The sequence below is a fragment of the Nocardioides sp. NBC_00368 genome (assembly GCF_036090055.1).
GTDB lineage: Bacteria > Actinomycetota > Actinomycetes > Propionibacteriales > Nocardioidaceae > Nocardioides.
This window is the reverse complement of sequence record NZ_CP107970.1, coordinates 1,183,390-1,203,862: the sequence shown is the minus strand read 5'-3', so window position 1 is coordinate 1,203,862 and position 20,473 is coordinate 1,183,390. Positions and strand designations below refer to the sequence as shown.

Here is a 20,473-nt window from a genome sequence, read left to right as displayed (position 1 = left end):
TCCGTGGCCTTGATCCCGAGATCTCGGTCGGATTCGTCCGGCGGCCCCAGCGCTAGCTGCGCGGGAAGAAGTCCTCGTAGCGGTGCTCACCCGGCGGCCGCTCGTCGACCACGTCCTGCTCACGCACCCGGAGCTCGACGCGGCGGATCTTGCCCGAGATCGTCTTCGGGAGGTCGTAGAACTCCAGGCGACGCACCCGCAGGTAGGGCGGCAGGTGGTCGCGAGCGAACTCGAGGATGGCCCGGGCCGTCTCTGCCGTCGGCTCGTTGCCGGCGGTGAGGGAGACGTACGCCTTGGGCACAGCGAGCCGCACCGGGTCCGGGGCGGGGACGACCGCGGCCTCGGCCACCGCGGGGTGCTCGATCAGAACCGACTCCAGCTCGAACGGCGAGACCTTGTAGTCGGAGGCCTTGAAGACGTCGTCGATGCGACCGACGTAGGTGATGTAGCCGTCCGCGTCGCGGCTGGCGACGTCGCCGGTGTGGAAGAAGCCGCCGCGCATCGCATCGGCGGTGCGCTTCTCGTCGTCGCGGTAGGCGGTCATCAGGGTGGCCGGGCGCGCGGAGAGGTCGAGGCACAGCTCTCCCTCCCCCGGCCCCTCGATCACGGTGCCCTCGATCGGGTCGACCAGCACGACGGGTACGCCAGGAAGCGGGCGTCCCATCGAGCCCGGCCGGACCGGCTGGCCCGGGCTGTTGGCGACCGTCGCGGTCATCTCGGTCTGCCCGAAGCCGTCGCGGATGGTCAGTCCCCAGGCCTGGCGTACTTGGCTGATCACCTCGGGATTGAGCGGCTCCCCCGCGCTGATCGCCTCGCGCAGCGAGCCGCAGCCACCGCTGAGGTCGGCCTGGATCAGCATCCGCCACACCGTCGGCGGGGCGCACATGCTGGTGACGTGCTCCTCCCGGATCCGCTGCAGCAGCGTGGCCGCCTCGAAGCGCGCGTAGTTGAGCACGAAGACCGTCGCTCCCGCGAGCCACGGCGCGAAGAAGTTCGACCAGGCGTGCTTGGCCCAGCCGGGGCTGGAGATGTTCATGTGCACGTCGCCGGGGCGCAGACCGAGCCAGTACATGGTCGACAGGTGTCCGACCGGGTAGGTGTAGTGCGTGTGCTCGACCAGCTTCGGCCGGCTCGTGGTGCCGCTGGTGAAGTAGAGCAGCAGCGCGTCGCTCGTGGCGTTGCCGGGATGCTCGAGCGGCTCCTGGCTCTCCGCGGCGGCCGCGGCGTACCCGTGCCAGCCCTCCTGCTCCCCTACGCTGATCCGGACGTAGTCGCCGGGGACGCCGTCGAACTTGCCGGTGTCATCGGCGTTGCATACCACCGCCTTCGCCCGGCCCCGGGCGAGCCGATCCACCAGCTCGGCGGTGCCCACCGCGGTCGTCGTCGGCATCAGCACCGCACCGAGCTTCATCGCCGCCAGCATCGTCTCCCACAGCTCGACCTGGTTGCCGAGCATGACGACCACGCTGTCGCCGCGCCCGACCCCGAGCCGCCGCAGGTAGCGAGCCACCGCGTCCGAGCGACGCGCCAGCTCGTCGAAGGAGTACGCAGCACGTGACCCGTCCGGCTCCGCGATGATCAGCCCCGGCGCGTCGTTGCCCCGGGCCATCGGGTCGAACCAGTCGTGGGCGAAGTTGAAGGTCTCGCCGACGTCGGGCCAGCGGAAGGTGTCGACCGCCGCGGTGTAGTCGACACGCTGGGCGATCAGCGCATCCCGGGCGGCAAGCAGGGCATCCGTCGAAGTCGTCGTACTCGTCATGACGGCATCTTCGTGGCGAGTCCGCGCCCGCCCTACCCCCGGAAGAGGGGGCTACCGATTCAGTCCCCCGACGATGACGGTGGGCTCGGTCTCGACCGGGAAGTTCACGCTGCTCGCGATGAAGCAGTCCAGGTGGGCCTGGTGATGCGCGGCGGTGGCGGCCTCGATCATGGACTCGTCGGCGACGGTGACGACGGGGTGGAGCACGGCGCGGGTGAAGCGGCCGCCGCTCCCCTGCGTCTCCATGGTCGCGGTGGCGGCGTCGTGGTAGTCGAGGACGACCACACCGACCTTCACCGCCTGGTGCAGGTAGGAGAGCATGTGGCACTGCGCCAGAGAGGCCAGCAGCAGCTGCTCGGGGTTGTGCCGGCTCGCGTCGCCACGGAACGTCGGATCGGCGGAGCCGAGGATGTCGGGCAGCCCGTCGATGCGTACGACGTGGTCGCGGGCGTAGTCGCGGTAGCCGCTCGTCCCGGTGCCACGGTTGCCCGTCCACTCCACCGAGACCGTGTAGTCGTGCGTCAGTGCCATGCGCACACGCTAGCCGCCGCCCGAGCGCGGCGCGTATGCGCGGCGTGTATGCGCGGCGCCCGACCCGGTTACCGCTCGCAGGGACCGTTGTCCCCTCATCAGGAGGAAACCAGGATGCCTTCGAACCTCACCGAACCCGCTGGTCGCACCGGGCCGGGGTGGTGGCGTTCCGCCGTCGTCTACCAGGTCTACCCGCGCAGCTTCGCCGACGGGAACGGTGACGGCGTGGGCGACCTGCGTGGGATCCGGGAGCGGCTCGACCACCTCGAGTGCCTCGGGGTCGACGTGCTGTGGATCTCGCCGGTCTACCCCTCGCCGATGGCCGACAACGGCTACGACGTCAGCGACTATCACGATGTCGACCCGACGTACGGAACGCTCGCGGAGCTGGACGCGCTGATCGCCGAGCTCCATGAGCGCGGGATGAAGCTGGTGATGGATCTCGTCGCGAACCACACCTCCGACGAGCATCCCTGGTTCGTGGACTCGACCATGAGCCCGGAGAGCCCGAAGCGTGACTGGTACTGGTGGCGCGAGGAGCCCAACAACTGGGGCTCGTTCTTCTCCGGGCCGGCCTGGACCTACAGCGAGGGCAGGGCCGCCTCCTACCTCCACCTGTTCACCAGGAAGCAGCCGGATCTGAACTGGGAGAACCCCGAGGTCAGGCAGGCGGTGTACGAGGTCATGCGTTGGTGGCTCGACCGAGGGGTCGACGGCTTCCGGATGGACGTGGTGAACCTGATCTCCAAGGACCCCGAGCTGCCGGAGGCGCCGGTGCTGCCGGGGCAGCGCTACGGCAACATGCGCAGGTCGGTGATCGACGGGCCGCGCGTCCACGAGTTCCTCGCCGAGATGCACCGGGAGGTCTTCGACCACTACGACCGCGATCTGCTGCTCGTCGGGGAGACCGGCGAGACGACCGTCGAGGAAGGCCGCAAGTACACCGATCCGGCACGCCGTGAGCTCGACATGGTCCTGCACTACGAGCACGTCGAGATCGACCACGGCACCTTCAAATGGGACGTACGCCCCTTCGACCTCGGTCGCCTCCGCGACCGGCTCGCGGCCTGGCAGACCGGCTTGGCCGACGTGGGCTGGAACAGTCTCTACTGGGACAACCACGACCAGCCGCGCGTGGTGTCACGGTACGGCGACGACGGCCGCTGGCACACCGAGTCGGCCAAGCTGCTCGCGACCGTGCTGCACCTGCAGCGGGGCACCCCGTTCGTCTACCAGGGCGACGAGATCGGTATGACGAACTACCCGTTCGCCTCCATCGACGAGTTCGACGACGTGGAAGCGGTGAACTACTACCACGAGGCGATCGCCGCCGGCCTGGAGCACGAGGACGTGATGCGCTCACTGCGGGCGATGTCTCGCGACAACGGACGTACGCCGATGCAGTGGGACGACTCTCCCGGCGCCGGGTTCACCACCGGGAAGCCCTGGCTCGCCGTCAACCCGAACCACACCGAGATCAACGTCGCCGCACAGCGCGAGGACCCGGACTCGGTGCTCTCGCACTATCGCCGGCTGATCCAGCTGCGGCACGAGGACCCCGCCGTGGTCGACGGCGACTTCAGCCTGCTGACCGAGAGCCATCCGCAGCTCTTCGCCTTCCGCCGTCGCCACGAGAGCGGGCAGGTGACGGTGCTCGCCAACTTCAGCGGCGACGAGGCCGATCTGGGCGAGCTCGCCGACGAGTGCCGGGGCGAGCTCGTGCTCGGGACCGGCCACGGTCCGGTGATGGCACCGTGGGAGTCGCGGGTCTACCGCCGCTGAGCCGGGCTCAGTCGTCGCCGAGCAACCAGACCGCGGTGTCCGGCGGCAGCTCGGCGCCGACCGGCTCGCCGCTGCAGATGACGACCTCGCCAGGAGGCAGCGGCGTGGGCACCGCACCGCAGTTGATGACGGCGGTCAGCCGGCCGCGCCGGAACCCGATGACGTCGTCGGGCAGGTCGAGGAAGCTCACCTCGCTCCCCCGGGCGTAGCGGCGGCGGGCCGCGAGCGCCGACCGGTAGAACTCCAGGGTCGACCCGGGTCGGCCGGTCTGCGCGGCCACGGTCAGCTCAGCCCACTGGACCGGCTGCGGCAGCCAGGGCTGTCCGTCACCGGGACCGAATCCGAAGGGCGGAGCATCACCGCTCCACGGCAGCGGCACCCGGCAGCCGTCACGGCCGTTCCCACCCGCGGCCCAGGGATCCTGCTGGTGCTCCGGGGGAAGCTCCACGTGTGGCAGCCCGAGCTCCTCGCCCTGGTAGAGGTACGCCGACCCGGGCAGGGCCAGCATCGTCAGGGTCGCCGCGCGGGCGCGCGCGAGGGCCTGGGCGCCGTCGCCGTAGCGGGTCCGGTGTCGCACCGCGTCGTGGTTGGAGAGCACCCACGTCGGCCAGGCACGGGAGGGACTCAGCGCCTCTAGCGTGGACATGATCGCGTCCATGAACTCGCGCGCCGACCAGTGCGCCTGCAGCCACTGGAAGTTGAACGCCTGCTCGAACTCGTCGGTGCGCAGGTAGCCCCGCAGGTTCGCCGGACCCTGGGTCCACGCCTCGGCGATCAGCATCCGCTCCCCGGGGTAGGACGAGATGAGGTCGTGCCAGTCGCGGTAGACCCCGTGGACGTCCGGGTGGTCCCACATCGGGTCGTCCTCGATCCCGCTGTCGTACATCACCGCCGGGTCGGAGTTCGGGGACATCCCTTCGGGGACCTGCTGGTCGCGCAGCGCCTTGACCAGGCCGTGGGCGACGTCGACGCGGAACCCGTCGACACCACGGTCCAGCCACCACCGCAGCACGGAGCGGAACTCCTCGGCCACCTCGGGATGGCGCCAGTTCAGGTCGGGTTCCTCCTCGGCGAACATGTGGAGGTACCACTGTCCGTCCTCGACGCGGGTCCATGCCGACCCGCCGAAGACCGACTGCCAGTTGGTCGGCGGCTCCTCGCCGCCGTCTCCTCGACCGTCGCGGAAGATGTAGCGATCGCGCTCCGGAGACCCGGGTCCCGCCGAGAGTGCCTCGCCGAACCACGGGTGGTCCGAGGAGGTGTGGTTGGGGATCAGGTCGATGATCACCTTCAGGCCCACCTCGTGCGCCTTGGTGAGCAGGTCCTCGGCGTCGGAGAGCGACCCGAAGAGCGGGTCCACCCCGCGGGCGTCGGTGACGTCGTAGCCGTAGTCGATCTGCGGCGAGGGATAGAACGGCGAGAGCCAGATCGCGTCCACACCGAGGCCCGCCAGATGGTCCAGCCGCGAGGTGATACCCGCGAGGTCGCCGGTGCCGTCCCCGTCCGCATCTGCGAACGAGCGCGGATATATCTGGTACGTCACGGCCTCACGCCACCACGGAGAATCCACGGAAGCCCGGTAACCGGATGTCGCTCAGGTCATGCCCTCGCTCGGGGTCCGTTCGGCCGCTCTCAGTGGTCGTGGTCGGCGGGGTGGAGCTGCGTCCCGGTGACGCCGCAGTGCGCGCACGTCTCGATGTGCACGCGGTGCTCGTCGGGCTCCGCTTCGGCCGCGAGCGGTCGTCGCACGAACACCGCCGCGAGCACCGCGCCGAGGAGCAGCAGGCCGGCGTTGAGGATCATCGCCATCCCGTACCCGTCGTCGAAGGCGCTCGGGTTCGTGTAGTCGTCGCCGGCGATCCCGACCGCGGCCGGGACCACGGCCACGGCCAGCAGCCCGGCGGTCCTGGCGACCGCGTTGTTGACGCCCGAGGCGATACCGGCGTGCCGGTCGTCGGCCGCGTCGAGCACGGTGGCGGTCAGCGGCGCGACCAGCAGCGTGAGCCCGGTGGCGAAGAGCAGGACGGGTGCGAGCACGTCCGCGACGTACGACGCCTCCGGGCCGATCCTCCCCATCCAGAGGACCCCACCCGCTGCGAGCACCGGCCCGACGGTCATCGGCAGGCGCGGGCCGACGCGCTGCGCCAGGGCGCCCGCGCGCGAGGAGAAGAGCAGCATCACCACCGTGACGGGGAGCAGTGCGGATCCCGCGGCGAGCGGCGACCAGCCGCTGACGACCTGGAGCTGCAGGACGAGCAGCACGAAGATCACGCCGAGCGCCGCGTAGACGAGGAGCGTGACCGCGTTGGCCGCGCTGAACTGGGCGTTGCGGAACAGCTCGAGCGGGACCAGCGGATGGGTCGAGCGGGCCTCGACGACCACGAAGGCCACCAGGCAGGCGATCCCGACCGCGGCGGTCGCCGCCACGGTCCCGGCGAACCCGACCTCGCCCGCCCGGGTCAGCCCGAACGTGAGCGCTCCCAGCCCGGCCGCGGCAAGAACCGTCCCGGCCAGGTCGAGCCGGCCACCGGCATCCGGGTCACGGCTCTCCGGTACGTGGCGGATGGCGACGATCACGATGAGCACCGCGACCGGCACGTTGATGAGGAAGACCAGCCGCCAGTCGACCTCGACCAGCCAGCCGCCGACGAGCGGACCGATCGCCGCTGCGATGCCGCTGAGACCCGACCAGGCGCCTACGGCGGCAGACCGGTCCTCGGCATGGAACGAGGCGGCGATGATCGCCAGGCTCCCCGGTGTCAGCAGGGCGCCGCCGACCCCCTGCAGCCCGCGCGCCGCGATCAGCAGATCGATGTCGGGCGCCAGCCCGCACAGCAGCGACGCGGCCGCGAACCACACCACGCCGACGAGGAACACCCGGCGCCGGCCGAAGCGGTCACCGAGCGAGCCACCGAGGAGGATCAGCGCCGCCAGACTCAGCGTGTAGGCGTTCACCGTCCACTGCAGACCCGAGAAACCCGCGTCGAGATCCTCCCCGATCCGGCCGAGGGCCACGTTGACGACGGTCGAGTCGAGCATCGCCAGGCCGGAGCCGAGCACCGTGGTCGCCAGCACCCAGCGGCCCTGGGCACTACCCAGCCGGAGAGGAGCGCCGTCACGAGAGTCGTCCATGATCCTGGAGTATCCCAGTCAGGCGCTCCCCTCCTCCGATTCAGGGCTGATCCGCCACCCACGTACGCAGTTCGGGGCCGTGCTGGTCGAGCGTGGGCGGAGCCGCGTGGCCGGTGGGGGTCACCTCCGCTCCCTCGGTGAAGAACCGCAGCGGCGGCCCGGGCAGGGTGAGATGGCCGAGCGTCGAGTGGTCGACGTCGATCAGCAGACCCTGGCTGGCGGTCTGCTCCCAGGCGTAGACCTCGTCCAGCGTGCGCACCTTGCCGGCCGGGACACCGGCCTCGGCGAGCTTGGCGAGCAGCTCCTCGGCAGGCCACGGCGCGAACAGCGCCTCGACCAGCTCCACGACCTTCTCCCGGTTGGCCGCCCGCTCCGGGTTGGTGGCCATCCCCTCCAGGTCGGGCGAGATGTCGAAGGCGGTGCAGAACCGCCGCCACAGCCCCTCGCTGCCCACCGCGATCTGCACGGTCCCGTCGGCACAGCGGAACAGACCGTACGGCGAGATGCTCGGGTGATGGTTGCCCTGCGCTCGGCCGACCTCGCCGGCCACCGTCCAGCGGGTCCCCTGGAACCCGTGCACGCCGACGACCGCGGAGAGCAGCGAGGTGCGGACGACGGTGCCGCGGCCGGTGCGGTCCCGCTCGTGCAGAGCGGCGAGCGCACCGTAGGCGCCGTACATCCCGGCCAGCAGGTCCGCGATCGGGGTGCCGACCCGCTGCGGGTCGTCGGGACCTGAGCCGGTGAGCGACATCAGCCCGGCCTCGCCCTGCGCGATCTGGTCGTAGCCGGACCGCCCGCCCTCGGGGCCGTCGTGACCGAACCCGGTGATCGAGAGCACCACGAGGCGGGGGTTGCGGGCCTGGAGCTCGTCGATGCCGAGCCCGAGCCGGTCGAGCACCCCGGTGCGGAAGTTCTCGATGAGCACGTCGGCACGGTCGACCAGGCGCAGCAGCACGTCCTTGTCGTCGGTGGCCTTGAGGTCGAGGGTGATCGACTCCTTGTTGCGGTTGGCCGAGAGGAAGTACGTCGCCTCCCGCTGCCCCTCCTCCCCCACGAACGGTGGGCCCCAGCCCCGGGTGTCGTCGCCGTGCCCGGGCGCCTCCACCTTGATCACGCGGGCGCCGAGGTCGCCCATCATCATCGCGGCGTGCGGCCCGGCCAGGGCGCGGGAGAGGTCGAGGACGACGACGTCGTCGAGCGGTCCACGCATGCGCGTCACCACCCCGGGAGGACCATGGTGGCCCAGACCAGGAGGGGACCGACGAGCACCACGACGACGCTGTAGCCGAGGATCTGCTTGTAGTAGCGCTCCTCGGTGATGCTCTCCGGCCGGTTGGCCAGCATCAGCGCGCCGTTGGTCGAGAACGGGCTCACGTCGACGATGGTCGAGGAGATCGCCAGCGCGGCCACGAACATCGCCGCCGAGATCCCGCCCTCGGCGATCAGCGGCACCGCGATCGGGATGATGATCGGCAGCAGTGCGGTGGAGGAGGCGAACGCGGAGACCACGGCCCCGACGTAGCAGAGGATGAGCGCACCGACCGCGGCGACGCCCAGACCGGCCGCCCAGCCACCCACGAACTCGGGCGATCCGGCGGTGTTCAGGATCGTGGCGTACGTCGAGACGCCGGCGACCAGGAGCACGGTCGGCCAGGCGATCTGGCGGATGGCGTCCTTGTGCTGGCTCGGCGAGAGCGCTGCGAGGACGGTCGCCGCGGTGATCGAGGCGAAGCCGATGTTCTTGTCGAAGAACAGGGCGATCGCCGCGACGATCACGAAGGCGGCGAGAGTCAGCACCTGCTCGGTGCGGATGCCGGGCTTGGTGCCGGTCGGGGCGACGGTGCCGTAGCCGCGCGCCGGGACGGTCACGCCGCCCTCGTTCAGCTCGCCCGGTACGCCGGCGGCGGCGCTGGCCGCCTCGTCGGGGTCGAGCCGCATCGACATCAGCGACCGCCCGCCGAGGGCGAAGAAGAGGATCCCCGCCATGATCAGGTTGACGACCAGGCTGGTCAGGAAGACGGTCATCTCGCTGGCGGGCAGGCCGTTGTCGACCATGACCGAGTTGGTGATGGTGCCGTAGATGCTGATCGGCGAGAAGCCACCGCCCTGGGCGCCGTGGACGACGAACATGCCCATCATCAGCGGGTTGATCTTGTAGCGGCCCGCAAACCCGAGGGCCACCGGCCCGATGATCGCGCAGGCCGCCGGGCTGGCGGCGCCCATCGCGGTCAGCAGCGCGGTGACACCGAACATCACCCACGGGATCAGAGCGACCCGGCCTCCGACAGCGCGTACGGCGCTACTGACGATCAGGTCGACCGTGCCGTTGTTCCTGGCGATCGCGAACAGATAGGTGACACCTATCAGCGTCAGGATCAGGTCGGCGCTGACGCCGGCCAGGATCTCCTTCTCGTCGAGGTTCAGCGCGAACATCCCGACCAGCCAGGCCGCGACGTAGGCCAGAGCTCCCATGTTGATCGGCAGCAACGTGCCGGCCACGAACAAGGCGACCAACGCGATGATCGCCACCCATTCCGGTCCCATCGGACTTCCCTTCTGTTGGCCCCCAGATGACACCGCATGGTTTGTGACCCGGATCACGGCGGCTCAGTGGCCTAGCCAATAGGACAATCCGGAGAACGTCAATAGCGAGGGCCGACTTGCCTGGAACGAAACGACTCCGTACTATCTCTTGAAACGAAACCGTACCGTTTCATCAACGACTCATCTGTGAGGTGCCGATGTCCCCCACCCGAGCTGCCCGGGCCGCCGCCGAGGCGCAGTCTCGCCCGCGAGTCGAGGGCGAGCGGGAGCAGGAGATTTTCGACGCGACGATCGACATCCTGGCCGAGCTGGGCTACGACCGGCTCACGATGGACGCCGTCGCCGGGCGGGCCAAGGCCTCCAAGGCGACGCTCTACCGCCGGTGGAACGGCAAGGCCCAGCTCGTGATCGAAGCGCTCACCTCGACCAAGGAGCCGATGACGGCTCCCGACACCGGCGACCTACGCGAGGACCTGTTGGGCGCGTTCTGCGGCATGGGCGGTCTCACCGACCAGCGCCAGATCGCGATCTTCGGCAGCGTCGTCACCGCGATCTCCCGTGACGCCGAGTTCGCCGAGGCGTTCCGACGCGGTGTCGTCGGCCCCAAGAAGGCCATCGCGACCGAGATGTTCCGCCGCGCGCAGGAGCGCGGCGAGCTCCGCGATGACCTCGATCTCGAACTGATCTCCTCCGCCCTCCCGGGCATCGTCCTGCACCACACATTCCTCCTCGGGGAGCCGCCGACGAACGAGCTGATCGCCAAGGTGGTCGACCAGCTCATCCTCCCTGCCGTGATCCGCGGCTGACTCCAACCACACCAAGGAATCCAACTGATGACCAACACCGAATCCCTCGGCGCCGAAGGGACGATCTCCACGACCGCGCCGCCGGAGCAGGAGAAGGCCAAGGTCCCGCACGCCGGTCTCGCCCTCGTGCTCATCCTCACCGCGCAGCTGATGGTGGTGCTCGACTCGACCATTGCCAACATCGCGCTGCCCTACATCGGTAGGGACCTCGAGATCTCCCAGGCGAACCTGACCTGGATCGTCACCGGCTACGCGCTCGCATTCGGCGGCCTGCTGCTCCTCGGCGGCCGCCTCGGCGACCTCTACGGACGGCGCCGCCTCTTCATCAGCGGTCTGACCGTCTTCGCGATCGGCTCGCTCCTCGGCGGGCTCGCCCAGAACGAGGCGCTGCTGCTCGGCTCGCGAGGCCTGCAGGGTGTCGGTGCCGCGCTCGCCGCACCGGCCGCGCTCGCGCTGATCACCACGACGTTCCCCGCCGGCCCTCAGCGCAACCGCGCGATGGCGGCGTACGCGACCATGTCGGGCATCGGCGCCGCGATCGGCCTGATCCTCGGCGGTTGGCTCACCGGCCTCGACCAGCCCCTGGGCGTCGACGGCTGGCGGCTCACCTTCCTGATCAACGTCCCGATCGGCCTGGTCGCCGCCTTCGCGGCTCCCCGCATCCTGCAGGAGTCGGAGAAGCACACCGGCTGGCTGGACATCCCGGGCGCCATCACCGGCACCTTCGGCCTGCTGGGCATCGTGTTCGGCCTCTCGCGCGCCGGCGAGGAGGCCTACGGCTGGGACCACGTCCAGACCATCAGCTCGCTCGTCGCGGGCGCCGCCCTGCTGATCGCGTTCGTCGTCATCGAGTCGCGGGTCGACCACCCGCTGCTGCCGATGCGGATCTTCGCGAACCGGACGCGGGCCACGAGCTTCGTGGCCATGATGATCGCCCCGGCCGCGATGTTCGCGATGTTCTTCTACCTGAGCCTGTTCGTTCAGCAGATCAAGGGGTTCAGCCCGCTCGAGGCCGGCTTCTCGTTCCTGCCGTTCTCGTTCGGCATCGTGATCGGCGCGGCCGTGTCGTCCAACCTGGTGGCCCGGATCCCTCCGCGCTACCTCTCGGGCACAGGCACCTTGCTCGCGGCGATCTCGCTGTTCATGTTCTCTCGCATCGAGGTCGACGACAGCCCATCAGCGGTCCTCTCGGCGCTCGGCGCGGGCAACCCCGTCGGTGCGGACGTGAACTACTGGACCAGCCTGTTCCCGTACATCCTCCTCATGGCGATCGGCATGGGCATGGTGTTCGTGCCGCTCACCCTGACCGCAGTGCACAACGTGCGGACCGAGGACTCGGGCATCGGCTCCGGCGTCCTCAACACGATGCAGCAGGTCGGCGGTGCGCTCGGCCTCGCGATTCTGAGCACGGTGGCGCTCCAGTTCAGCAACAGCCGTGGTGACGACATCGCCGCTCCGCTGCACGACGGCATCACCAAGTCCGGGATGGACCCGAACGCCCTGATCCCAGGCAGCGACTTGTCCTTCTTCCAGGGCGCGCTGTTCCAGGGCACTTTCACCTCCGGCGCCCAGGCAGCGTTCCTGGTCGGATCCGTGATGATGCTCGGGGTCTCCGCGATCATCTGGATCTTCCTCAACGTCAAGCACACCGAGCTGGCGACGGACGGGCCAGAGGGCGGCGTGCACGTGGGCTGACCAGCCCGAAGTCGTACGACGACCTACGTGGCCGCTCCCTCTCAGGGGGCGGCCACGTCTCAGTTGTGACGTGTCCCACAGACATTGGTGGCCTAGCCAATAGGTCAATCCGCCCTGACGTCCATACTCTGTAGTCATGAGTGAGTCCGCGCGCTTTCCGCGTCCGCTGCAGCGAACCCGCCTGTACGAGCAGGTCGCTGAGCAGATCACTGCCTGGATCTCGGAGAACGACCTGAAGTCAGGTGACCGGCTGCCGCCGGAGAGACAGCTCGCGACCAGTCTCGGGGTGAGTCGGGCAACCCTCAGTCAGGCGCTGGTCGCGCTCGAGGTGATCGGCGTCGTCGCGGTGCGGCACGGCGACGGGACGGTGCTGACCGACAAGCCGCGGGTCGAGCGCATCACCGATGCGATCCGGGCGCACGCGGAGCGGATCCCGGACGTCATCGAGGCGCGCGACGCGCTCGAGACCAAGATCGCCGCGCTGGCTGCGCAGCGGCGTACGCAGGAGGACCTGGACCGCATCCAGGCGGCGCTGAAGGCGATGGCGGACGACATCGAGGGCGGTGGGCGCGGCGTCCAGGGCGACGAGCTCTTCCATCACGCGGTCACCGAGGCCGCCCACTCCCCTCTGCTCGAGCAGATGATGTCGGAGATCAGCGAGCTGATCCGGGAGACCCGCATCGAGTCGCTCTCCCAGCCCGACCGGCCCAAGACCTCGCTCGCCGGCCACCAGAAGATCGCCGACGCGATCGCCGCAGGTGACCCGCAGGCCGCCGCCGCCGCGATGCACGGCCACGTCATGCTGGTCAGCGACGTCGCCCTGCTCCGCGACTGATGACGTGGCTGGATCAGCTCGCGGTGCTGGCCGCGGGCCTGGGCGCCGGCATCCTCACCTCCACCGTCGGCGTCGCCTCGCTGCTCAGCTTTCCGGTCCTGGTCGCGGTCGGGCTGCCGCCGGTGGTGGCCAACACCTCCAACACGGTCGGGATGACGCCGGCCGGACTGAGTGGCTCCTTCGGCTACCGGCGTGAGCTCGCGGAGCATCCGGGCGTCACCGCTGCCGTGCTGATGACGGCGGCCGGAGGCGGCGTCGCCGGATCCTTGCTTCTCCTGTGGCTGCCGGGGTCGGTCTTCGAGGCGGTCGTGCCGTGGCTGATCCTGGGCACCTGCGTACTCGTCGGAATCCAGCCTCGGCTGAGCCGGTTCCTGCGCCAGCACGCCACCGACGACGAGCCGCGCGTGCGGATCTCTGGTCTGACCACCGTGTTCGCGACGCTGACCGGCGTCTACGGCGGCTACTTCGGCGCCGGGTCCGGGGTGATGATGATGGCCGTGCTCGGGCTCGGGACCGACCTGGAGTTCCGCACCGTCAACGCGCTCAAGACGTTCGCGGTGATGGCCTCGAACGTGGTCGCGACCGTGATCTTCCTGGCGATCGCCGACCTCGACTGGCGGGCCGTCGGACTGCTCGCCGCGGGCTCGGTCGTGGGCGGGTACGTCGGTGCCCACATCGGTCGTCGCCTGCCGGCCGCGGTGCTACGTTCGCTGATCGTCGTCGTCGGGATCGGCGCCGCGACGCTCATGCTCGTGCGCTGAGGTTCCGCGGCGTCAGAACGGCGGCTTCCCCGTCCCGGAGACCCGGAACCGGCCCCAGGGGTCGATGTCGGAGAGCCGACCCTCGGCCTCGCCGTGGTCCGTCTGGACGGTGACGGTCTGGCCGTTGCGTACGCCCTCGAGGGCCGTCGCGACCCGGCCGTACCAGTGGAAGTGGCCGTCGATCGGCTGGAACACGCCGCGCAGCGCGACGTCGACCTCCCAGGTTGCGCCCGCGGACTCGAGGCGGGCGGGACCGTCGTAGAGGTGCTGGGGCTCGTGCTCGCTCATCGGGGGCTCTTTCGCAGCGGGGTGACGATCTCGGGACGGTCCAGGTCGCTCAGGTCGACGCCGTACTCGGCGGTGGTGCCCTCCAGGGCGTGCCAGACGAACTCGCTCAGGTAGCGGGTGAACGCGGCGCGCGACATGGTGCGCCGGTCGAGCCACCACTGGCCCGCGGACTCACCGATCCCGACCAGGCTGTGCGCCCACGGCTCGGCGCCCGCGGCATCCACACCGAGACGACCGAAGGTGTCGCCGAGCAGGCGCGCGAAGGTCGCCGCGATGAGCTGCTTGCCGTCGGCGAGCGGGTCGGTGCCGCCGGTGTGCTGGCGCACCAGGAGCAGGTAGACGTTGGGGTGCTGGGCAATGGTCTCGACGTACGCAGCGACCCCTGCCTCGACGCGCCGCCGGGTCGGCGCAGGCGCGAGCACCGCATCGACGACCGCGTCCAGGATCTGCCGCGCGGCCCACATCCCCACCGCCCCGTGCAGCTCCGCCTTGTCGGCGAAGTAGCGGTAGAGCACCGGTTTGCTCACCCCGGCCTCTGTGGCGATGTCGGCGATCGAGACCTCGGCGCCGGCGGAGTCCACGGCACGTACGGCCGCCGCGACCAGCTCTGCGCGCCTCGCCTCCCGGTGGGCGTCCCAGCGCGAGGAACGACCGTCGTCCTTGACCTTCCGTGTCATGTCCTGCACTCTAGCAACTACCCGTAACTCTCGGTAACACGTAGTTCAGTTTGGAGAAGAATGACCATCGCCGACCCGACCTCCGACCGGCTTCTGCGCTCGACCGCGCGTCAGTCCTACGACCCCGAGGTCGATCTCGACTGGGACGCCGCGCCCGTCGAGGGCCTGTGGTGGATGCAGCCCGAGCGGGTCTCCCTCTACGGCACCCCGATGTGGGACCGGCTCAGCCAGGAGCAGCAGATCGAGCTCTCCCGGCACGAGGTCGCCAGCATCATGAGCGTGGGACTGTGGTTCGAGGTGCTGCTCATGCAGCTGCTGCTCCGTGAGGTCTACGGAGCCGACCCACGCACCGCGCGCACGCAGTACGCGCTGACCGAGATCGGCGACGAGACCCGTCATTCGGTGATGTTCGGCCGCGCGATCGCGGCGATGGGCGCACCGGCGTACGGCCCCCGCCCCGCCGTCCTGCGTATCGGCAAGTTCGCTCCGCTGCTGCACGGGCCCAGCGTCTTCTCCGCGACCCTCGTCGGCGAGGAGCCGCTCGACCGGTGGCAGCGCGAGCTGATGAAGGACGAGCGCTGCCAGCCGCTGACCCGGATGGCCTCCCGCATCCACGTCACCGAGGAGGCCCGCCACGTCACCTTCGCCCGCGAGGAGCTCGCCGCGGCGATGTCGCAGAAGATCGGGCGTACGCAGCTCCGACTCCACCAGAACCTCACCGCCCGCTCGGCCTACGTGATGGCTCGCTCGCTGGTCCACCCGGACTGCTACGCGGCCGTCGGCCTCGACCCGATGGCCGCACGGCGCGAGGCGCTCGGCAACGAGCACTACCGCGCCACCCTGGCCTGGATGGGCGAGAAGATGATGCCCTACCTCACCGAGCACGGGATGGTCTCGGAGAAGGACCGCAAACTCTGGCGCGCGTCCTTCCTGGTGCCCCGCGACTGACCTGGCGAGCCGGTTTCGAGGATCCTGCCGGCGTCGGCGCCGAAGTTCTGTTGCGGGCTCGTCACCAACCTTGCCAGCATGTGATCGTGAACTTCAGGTCGCCATGGCTGGCCCTCGTGGGTTTCGGGATCGTCGCGATGGTGATCTCCGGGATCGTCGCTGCTCGAGGTGAGCTCGGCGTCGAAGGTTGGGTCGTACCCGCGCTTCTCGGCGCTGGCGCGATCGTCTTCGGTCTCGCCCAGGAGGTTCTGGGCGGCCGGATCAGGCGAGCCGAAGACATCGCGCAGACCAAGCGCGAGTCCCAGATCAAGAGCCGGGAGGGGTACCACGGTTCCGCCCGCAAGTTCCCGCAGGTCAAGGAGATCGCCGATGACACGGTGGTACGGGACCTCGGCGTTCATCCGGCGATCGCTCTCACCGCTAGCGGGGACACGGATCCAGACCTCTCCGAAACGCTCCCGACGTATGTCGCGAGGGAAGTCGATGCCCAGCTGCGCAACGCCCTGACCCAGGCGAAGCAGCGAGGCGGACTCGTCATCGTTCACGGACGGTCCGGGCGCGGAAAGTCGCGGAGCCTGTGGGAGAGCCTCAAGTCGACCGCACCGAGCTGGCGCCTCTTCGCTCCGTCCGACTACGACCAGCTCGCCGGCGTACTGGCGGACGGGAGCAGCCTCGGCGAGACAGTCGTATGGCTCGATGAGATCAAGCGCTTCCTCGGACCGGAACGCCTCCGGCTCGCGGATGTCCGACGACTCCTCAACGGCAAGGCTCCGGTGATGATCGTCGGGACCATCTGGCCGGAGATCTACGACGAACTGGTTCGCCTCCCGGCGGACGGCGAAGAGGCGCGTTCCGATCGGACCTTCGACGCCCGGGAGATCCTCACCCATCAGGCGAAGGTCATCACGATGCCTGATGACTTCACCGAGTCCGAGAAGCAGGCCGCTGCCGGCCTGGGCCTCGCCGACTCACGGCTCGCGGAAGCCGCCGGTTACACGGGCAACCTGCCGATGACCCAGGTGCTGGCCGCGGCGCCCGCGCTGTTCAGGAAGCTCGATCTCGGCGGCAGCACCTATGGCACGGCTGTGGTGCAGGCCTGTCTGGACGCGCTCCGCGCAGAGCACCCGGTCCCGGTGCCGCTCGGTGTGATCAGGGCCCTGGCGTGGGAATCGCTCACTCCCGCCCAGCAGGCTGCGCTGACGCCGGATCCGCCTGACGCCGTGAGCGACGACTGGCTGGACACCGGCATCGCCTGGGCCACGGAGTCGGTTAACGGCGTACGTCCTCCCGCGAGTGGGTCGATCAGCCTGCTCGAGCCGCGGGTCGGCGGCTACACCGTCTCGGACATGCTCCTCCAGCGCGCCTCGTCCGGCGCTGACCTTGCTCCGTCTCGGCTGCAGGTCATCGTGGATACAACATCTCCGCGGGCGGCCGGATCGATCGCCCAGACCCTCTATGCCCGACACGACACGGCACGGGCCCGACTGACCGCGGAAACCGCAGCTCGACGAGGTAGCGCGACGGGAATGGCCGTGCTCGGCGATCTCTATGCAGATGACCGTGACTTCGTATCGGCAAAGAGCTGGTACGACAACGCCGTCGCACAAGACCCTGGTCATGCGAGAGCATTGGCGGGACTGGGGGCCGTTGCGGGATTCAACGATGATCCGGAGGGCGCACGCCAATGGTACGAGCGCGCACTGGAGGCCGACCCCAAGCATGCACGGGCGATGGATGGAATCGGCAGACTCGAGAACCGGGCCGGGAACACCGCCGAGGCAGAGCGCTGGTATCGCAAGGCCATGAAGGCGGACCCGACCTATCTCAAGGCACCGCTGAGTCTCGGCTCGCTTGCTCTTGACTCCGGAGACCTCGACGCGGCCGAGCGTTGGTGCACGCATGCGCTGCGTGTTGACCCGACCGACGCCAACGCCATGGGAGCGATGGGGCGTGTGGCTCAGCGGCGAAAGGATGCGAGATCCGCTCGTTCGTGGTTCGAGCGGGCACTTGCCGTCGCCCCCAGAAGCGCTGAGGCGATGGACGACCTGGGGGACCTCGAGCGTGAGGCGGGCAACGTCGCAGACGCGGAGCGCTGGTACCGCCGGGCGCTCGAGATCGACCCGACGTACGAGTTTTCGCTGGCCGGCCTCGGCCTCCTCGCCGAGGACGCTGGCGATACCGACGAAGCGCGTAGCTGGTACCAGAAGGCACTGGATTCCGACCCGAGTTATGCCTGGGCGATGGCACAGCTCGGCTCACTTGCCGAAGAGTCAGGTGACGTCGATGGCGCGCGCGAGTGGTACGAGAAGGCGCTGGAAGCAGGCGGGACCTACGCCTGGCTCATGGTCGATCTCGGAGACCTCGCTCGAACCAACCACAGGCCCGCTGAAGCGAAGGAGTGGTACACCAAGGCGCTCGACCTAGATCGCACGTACGTCATCGCCCACGCCGGACAAGCCATGCTTGCCCGGGATGCAGGTGACTCCATCGAGGAGCGCTCGTGGTGCATGCAGGCTCTGGAGGCCGATCCGACGTACGTTTGGGCGATGGCCCAGCTCGGCCTCCTGGATGCTGAGGCAGGCGCCATCGATGATGCACGCTCATGGTACGAGAAGGCGTTAGAGATCGATCCGACCTACGCCTGGGTGATGACGCGGATGGGGTCCTTGGCCGAGCAGGCGGGCCGGGCCGACGAAGCACGCTCCTGGTACGAGAACGCCGTGGAGGTCGATTCCGAGAACGCGTTTGCCATGGACTGTCTAGGGAACCTCGCGCGCAACAACGGCAACGCCGCAGAGGCCGAGGATTGGTATCAGCGAGCCCTCGTCGTCGACCCCGGTTACGCGTACTCCATGGCCGGTCTGGGTCTACTTGCCGAGGACGCGGGCGATGATGATTCCGCACGTACCTGGCACGAAAAGGCGCTCGCTGCCGATCCAGAAAATGCGTGGGTCATGGCCCTACTTGGGAGTCTCGCTCGACGCCGCGGCCAGAGAGTCGAGGCCAAGAAGTGGTACCTATATGCACTCGAAGCCGAAGCCGAATACACCCTTGCCATGGCTCAGCTCGGATTGCTTGCCCAGGAGTCCGGCGACGCCGACGGCGCGGAGGCGTGGTATCAGAAAGCGTTCGACACTGATCCGAAGTTCGCCTGGGCGCTGACGATGCTCGGGGAGATCGCCGAAGACCGCGGCGACGTCGAAGAGGCCCGTTCACGGTATTTGCGGGCGCTGGACGCCGACCCGGAATCTGCCTTCGCCCTTGATCACCTGGGTGATCTGTCGCGAACAACTGGCCAACCCGTCGAGGCGACGGCGTGGTACCGGAAGGCCATCGCGACCGATCCCGGTTACGCTCCGTCCCTCGCCGGATGCGGCCTGCTTGCGGAAAACAGCGGTGACGTCGACGAAGCTCGGGGCTGGTACGAGCGCGCCCTAGAAGCAGACTCCAGCTACAGATGGGTGATCACACAGCTCGGAGATCTAACGCTTCGCGAGGGGGACGCCGAGCGCGCGCGCCGATGGTTCGAGCAGGCACGAGCAACGAGTCCCGCTTCAGCCGAGCCGTTGGTCTATCTGGGCCGCCTCGCCGAGGCCATGGGACAGTCCGAACGGGCCGCCGAGACGTACCACCTGGCCCTGAAGGCCAATCCGCGCAGCGCATGGGCCCTGTGCTGCAGCGGAGTCAACGCACGCCGTTCCGGGGACGTGTTGCTGGCCCGGACGCGATATCGGCAGGCGCTCACCGTCGACGCACGCGATGACACGGCTCTGAACAACCTCGGCGTGCTGGAAGCCGTCGCCGGCGATCTCGAAGCCGCCGAGGCCTACTACCGAGACGCGATCGAGATGAATCCCGCCACCCCGTGCCCGATGACGGGCCTCGGAATGCTGGCCGGGCTGCGGGGAGACAGCGCCGCCGCGCAGGAGTGGTTCGAACGGGCACTGTCGATCCACGCCCTCTACGCTCCGGCGATGCACGGACTGGGCGTCCTCGCTCACCTGCGAGGAGATCTGACCGAGGCCTCGATGTGGCACCGGAAGGAAGCGACGTGGACCGTCGGTTGGTCGTGCCCGGGCGACAACGAGTTCAGCATGCTGACCGAGGATCTCTGAACCTCTCGGCGATCAAGCGCCTCAGAGCACGGCGAGGCGGTCGACCAAAAGCTCGAGCCTCTGCTCGGCGTCCTCGGGCAGCAACCGCCTCGACCGGGTCAGGGTCGCGATCCCGTGCAGTGACGCCCAGAACACCTCGGTGAACAGCCCCGGGGCGACGCCCTCTCCGGCGACCTCGCCCAGGGTCTCCATCAGCGCCGCGAAGGCGCCCTTCAGCTGCTCCGGGGTGTCCTCCTGCGCGTACGCCAGGCCGCCGTCGAGCTGGAACAGGGCGTCGTAGACCGCGGGGTTGCGGTCGGCGAAGTCGAGGTAGGCACGACCCAGCGCGGCGACCCGCTCGCGCGGGGTCTTCGCGGCGGCCGTCGCGGCCCGCATCGCCACGGCCATCTCGGAAGCCCCCTCGAGGGCCACGGCGCCGATGATCTCCCGCTTGCCGCGGAAGTGGCTGTAGAGGACGGGCTGGCTGTATTCGATGCGCTCGGCGAGCCGGCGCGTGGTCACCGCATCCCAGCCCTGCTCCTCGGCCAGCTCACGGGCCGTCGCCACGATCAGGCGCTCACGGTCTGCTCGCTCGCGCTGCTTGCGCTCCTGTACGGACAT

The 20,473-nt window shown here is 69.3% G+C and carries 16 protein-coding genes; 7 read left to right on the top strand and 9 right to left on the bottom strand.

Translation table 11 applies throughout. From position 1 onward, the window contains the following. Window positions 1-52: 52 nt before the first annotated feature. Both OG984_RS05640 and OG984_RS05635 read right to left on the bottom strand, forming a co-directional pair. Complete coding sequence (locus tag OG984_RS05640) at window positions 53-1,759, bottom strand: AMP-binding protein (RefSeq protein ID WP_328530657.1); 1,707 nt, start codon at window positions 1,757-1,759, stop codon at window positions 53-55. Between the two features lie 51 nt (window positions 1,760-1,810). Further along, window positions 1,811-2,290 carry an OsmC family protein gene (locus OG984_RS05635; protein ID WP_328530656.1) on the bottom strand — a complete coding sequence of 160 codons (480 nt, stop codon included), beginning with the start codon at window positions 2,288-2,290 and terminating at the stop codon, window positions 1,811-1,813. A gap of 114 nt (window positions 2,291-2,404) precedes the next feature. Here OG984_RS05635 and OG984_RS05630 point away from each other — a divergent pair, with 114 nt between their 5' ends. After that, the gene (locus OG984_RS05630; RefSeq protein ID WP_328530655.1) at window positions 2,405-4,072 is read left to right on the top strand and encodes an alpha-glucosidase; all 1,668 of its coding nucleotides are present in this window, start codon (window positions 2,405-2,407) and stop codon (window positions 4,070-4,072) included. 7 nt (window positions 4,073-4,079) lie between these two features. On the opposite strand, the gene OG984_RS05625 is transcribed toward OG984_RS05630, so the two are convergent. From OG984_RS05625 to OG984_RS05610, 4 genes are all read right to left on the bottom strand, one after another. Continuing rightward, on the bottom strand, window positions 4,080-5,615 hold the full coding sequence (locus OG984_RS05625) for a glycoside hydrolase family 13 protein (protein ID WP_328530654.1): 1,536 nt from the start codon (window positions 5,613-5,615) through the stop codon (window positions 4,080-4,082). Between the two features lie 89 nt (window positions 5,616-5,704). Then, on the bottom strand, window positions 5,705-7,204 hold the full coding sequence (locus tag OG984_RS05620) for an MFS transporter (RefSeq protein WP_328530653.1): 1,500 nt from the start codon (window positions 7,202-7,204) through the stop codon (window positions 5,705-5,707). 40 nt (window positions 7,205-7,244) lie between these two features. After that, complete coding sequence (locus OG984_RS05615) at window positions 7,245-8,414, bottom strand: CaiB/BaiF CoA transferase family protein (RefSeq protein ID WP_328530652.1); 1,170 nt, start codon at window positions 8,412-8,414, stop codon at window positions 7,245-7,247. 5 nt (window positions 8,415-8,419) lie between these two features. Continuing rightward, on the bottom strand, window positions 8,420-9,748 hold the full coding sequence (locus tag OG984_RS05610) for an SLC13 family permease (RefSeq protein ID WP_328530651.1): 1,329 nt from the start codon (window positions 9,746-9,748) through the stop codon (window positions 8,420-8,422). A gap of 197 nt (window positions 9,749-9,945) precedes the next feature. Here OG984_RS05610 and OG984_RS05605 point away from each other — a divergent pair, with 197 nt between their 5' ends. The 4 genes from OG984_RS05605 (at window position 9,946) to OG984_RS05590 (ending at window position 13,845) form a co-directional block, all read left to right on the top strand. Then, a complete protein-coding gene (locus tag OG984_RS05605; protein ID WP_328530650.1) occupies window positions 9,946-10,554 on the top strand; it encodes a TetR/AcrR family transcriptional regulator in 609 nt (202 codons plus the stop codon). A 27-nt stretch (window positions 10,555-10,581) separates the two neighbouring features. After that, on the top strand, window positions 10,582-12,249 hold the full coding sequence (locus OG984_RS05600) for an MFS transporter (protein WP_328530649.1): 1,668 nt from the start codon (window positions 10,582-10,584) through the stop codon (window positions 12,247-12,249). Window positions 12,250-12,385: 136 nt separating this feature from the next. Continuing rightward, the gene (locus OG984_RS05595; protein ID WP_328530648.1) at window positions 12,386-13,084 is read left to right on the top strand and encodes a FadR/GntR family transcriptional regulator; all 699 of its coding nucleotides are present in this window, start codon (window positions 12,386-12,388) and stop codon (window positions 13,082-13,084) included. After that, window positions 13,084-13,845, top strand: a complete 762-nt coding sequence (locus tag OG984_RS05590; RefSeq protein ID WP_328530647.1) for a sulfite exporter TauE/SafE family protein — start codon at window positions 13,084-13,086, stop codon at window positions 13,843-13,845. The genes OG984_RS05595 and OG984_RS05590 overlap by 1 nt, the downstream gene beginning before the upstream one ends. 12 nt (window positions 13,846-13,857) lie before the next feature. Here the strand turns inward: OG984_RS05590 and OG984_RS05585 are convergent, their stop codons facing one another. Then, window positions 13,858-14,133 (bottom strand): DUF4873 domain-containing protein, encoded by a 276-nt coding sequence (locus OG984_RS05585; RefSeq protein WP_328530646.1) that lies wholly within the window; start codon window positions 14,131-14,133, stop codon window positions 13,858-13,860. Continuing rightward, on the bottom strand, window positions 14,130-14,810 hold the full coding sequence (locus OG984_RS05580) for a TetR/AcrR family transcriptional regulator (protein WP_328530645.1): 681 nt from the start codon (window positions 14,808-14,810) through the stop codon (window positions 14,130-14,132). The genes OG984_RS05585 and OG984_RS05580 overlap by 4 nt, the downstream gene beginning before the upstream one ends. 60 nt (window positions 14,811-14,870) lie before the next feature. On the opposite strand from OG984_RS05580, the gene OG984_RS05575 reads away from it, so the two are divergent. Both OG984_RS05575 and OG984_RS05570 read left to right on the top strand, forming a co-directional pair. Beyond that, complete coding sequence (locus OG984_RS05575; RefSeq protein ID WP_328530644.1) at window positions 14,871-15,758, top strand: AurF N-oxygenase family protein; 888 nt, start codon at window positions 14,871-14,873, stop codon at window positions 15,756-15,758. Window positions 15,759-15,844: 86 nt separating this feature from the next. Beyond that, a complete protein-coding gene (locus OG984_RS05570) occupies window positions 15,845-19,873 on the top strand; it encodes a tetratricopeptide repeat protein (protein WP_328530643.1) in 4,029 nt (1,342 codons plus the stop codon). Window positions 19,874-19,894: 21 nt separating this feature from the next. Here the strand turns inward: OG984_RS05570 and OG984_RS05565 are convergent, their stop codons facing one another. After that, a complete protein-coding gene (locus OG984_RS05565) occupies window positions 19,895-20,473 on the bottom strand; it encodes a TetR/AcrR family transcriptional regulator (RefSeq protein WP_328530642.1) in 579 nt (192 codons plus the stop codon).

Coding starts and splice junctions, on each gene's coding strand:
- OG984_RS05640 (WP_328530657.1), bottom strand. CDS start 1,759: ATGACGAGTACGACGACTTCGACGGATGCCCTGCTTGCCGCCCGGGAT.
- OG984_RS05635 (WP_328530656.1), bottom strand. CDS start 2,290: ATGGCACTGACGCACGACTACACGGTCTCGGTGGAGTGGACGGGCAAC.
- OG984_RS05630 (WP_328530655.1), top strand. CDS start 2,405: ATGCCTTCGAACCTCACCGAACCCGCTGGTCGCACCGGGCCGGGGTGG.
- OG984_RS05620 (WP_328530653.1), bottom strand. CDS start 7,204: ATGGACGACTCTCGTGACGGCGCTCCTCTCCGGCTGGGTAGTGCCCAG.
- OG984_RS05615 (WP_328530652.1), bottom strand. CDS start 8,414: ATGCGTGGACCGCTCGACGACGTCGTCGTCCTCGACCTCTCCCGCGCC.
- OG984_RS05610 (WP_328530651.1), bottom strand. CDS start 9,748: ATGGGACCGGAATGGGTGGCGATCATCGCGTTGGTCGCCTTGTTCGTG.
- OG984_RS05605 (WP_328530650.1), top strand. CDS start 9,946: ATGTCCCCCACCCGAGCTGCCCGGGCCGCCGCCGAGGCGCAGTCTCGC.
- OG984_RS05600 (WP_328530649.1), top strand. CDS start 10,582: ATGACCAACACCGAATCCCTCGGCGCCGAAGGGACGATCTCCACGACC.
- OG984_RS05595 (WP_328530648.1), top strand. CDS start 12,386: ATGAGTGAGTCCGCGCGCTTTCCGCGTCCGCTGCAGCGAACCCGCCTG.
- OG984_RS05590 (WP_328530647.1), top strand. CDS start 13,084: ATGACGTGGCTGGATCAGCTCGCGGTGCTGGCCGCGGGCCTGGGCGCC.
- OG984_RS05585 (WP_328530646.1), bottom strand. CDS start 14,133: ATGAGCGAGCACGAGCCCCAGCACCTCTACGACGGTCCCGCCCGCCTC.
- OG984_RS05580 (WP_328530645.1), bottom strand. CDS start 14,810: ATGACACGGAAGGTCAAGGACGACGGTCGTTCCTCGCGCTGGGACGCC.
- OG984_RS05575 (WP_328530644.1), top strand. CDS start 14,871: ATGACCATCGCCGACCCGACCTCCGACCGGCTTCTGCGCTCGACCGCG.
- OG984_RS05565 (WP_328530642.1), bottom strand. CDS start 20,473: ATGTCCGTACAGGAGCGCAAGCAGCGCGAGCGAGCAGACCGTGAGCGC.